Below are 992 nucleotides of genomic sequence, written 5' to 3'. Positions count from 1 at the left end.
CTGGCAATGCCGGCCGGGGCGGACAGGATGAGCAGCGGCTGTTGGCCAGCCTGGTCTTTTGCGGTTTTGCCGTCTTTGTCGGTGTTGCTGCCGGCTTCCCAGGCGTGGAGGGCGGCGGCGTGGTGTTGCAGGTGGCCGCTGTCTTTCTTGCCGTCTTTGCTGTTGTCCGGCTTGATGCCGTCCGGCCCGGTTTCCATGGTGTCGGCCAGTTGGCCGGTGGCCACTTCCGCCAGGCTTTGGCTGAGGCTGAGGGCGGCGTCGAGCTGGCTTTGTGCATGGTCGCGCGCCAGTTGTTTGCCGCCAGCGCCGTTTTGCGCTTCGGTGCTGAGCAGTAGGCCGTGTGCAGCGCGGATGGCACCGTGCTGGTCGGTGCGCAGCTCGAAGCCGTCGCCACGCGGCTGGGCTTTGCCATTGCTGCGCGGATGGGTGAGGAAGCCCTGGTTGAGCTGGGTTTTGCCCGGTTCGCTGGACAGCTTGGCGCGCACTTCGCCGGGGGTGTCGTCGAACAGCAGCTCGTTGTACTGGCCGCCCTGGTGCTCCTTGGATTTGATGCCGGACAGCGTCTTGTTGGCCGGCAAGGCTCCCGCGCCGCTAAAGGCCGGGGTGGCGTGGCTGCCGTTGTACAGCACACCGACGATGACCGGGCGGTCGATATCACCTTCGATAAAGTCGATCAGCACTTCCTGACCAATGCGCGGGATGAACTGGTGACCCCAGCCCGCGCCAGCGCTGGGCATGACCACGCGCAGCCAGCAGGAGGAGGTGTCGTCGAGCTTGGCACCGATGCTGGGGTGTTCGTCCTGCCGTTGCCAGTGGAATTGCACCTTGATGCGGCCCAGTTCGTCGGTATGCACTTCTTCGCCAGCCGGGCCGACCACGGTGGCGGTCTGCACCCCTTTGGAGGTCGGCTTGGCCTGCGCGCTGTGGGCGTAAGCCGGTGTCAGTGGAATGCCGCGACGCTGGGCGGTGATGGTGGTCTGGAAGGGGCTGCT

Annotated in this window: 1 protein-coding gene; it reads right to left on the bottom strand. The window is 65.8% G+C overall.

The features are described 5' to 3' along the window. Window positions 1–992 (bottom strand): type VI secretion system Vgr family protein (locus DBR44_RS19400; protein ID WP_148090028.1); only part of this gene is annotated, 992 nt, incomplete at both ends.

Origin of the sequence: Aquitalea sp. FJL05 (assembly GCF_003852595.1) — a bacterium.
Lineage (GTDB): Bacteria > Pseudomonadota > Gammaproteobacteria > Burkholderiales > Chromobacteriaceae > Aquitalea > Aquitalea aquatilis.
This window is presented reverse-complemented; position numbering and strand designations above follow the sequence as displayed.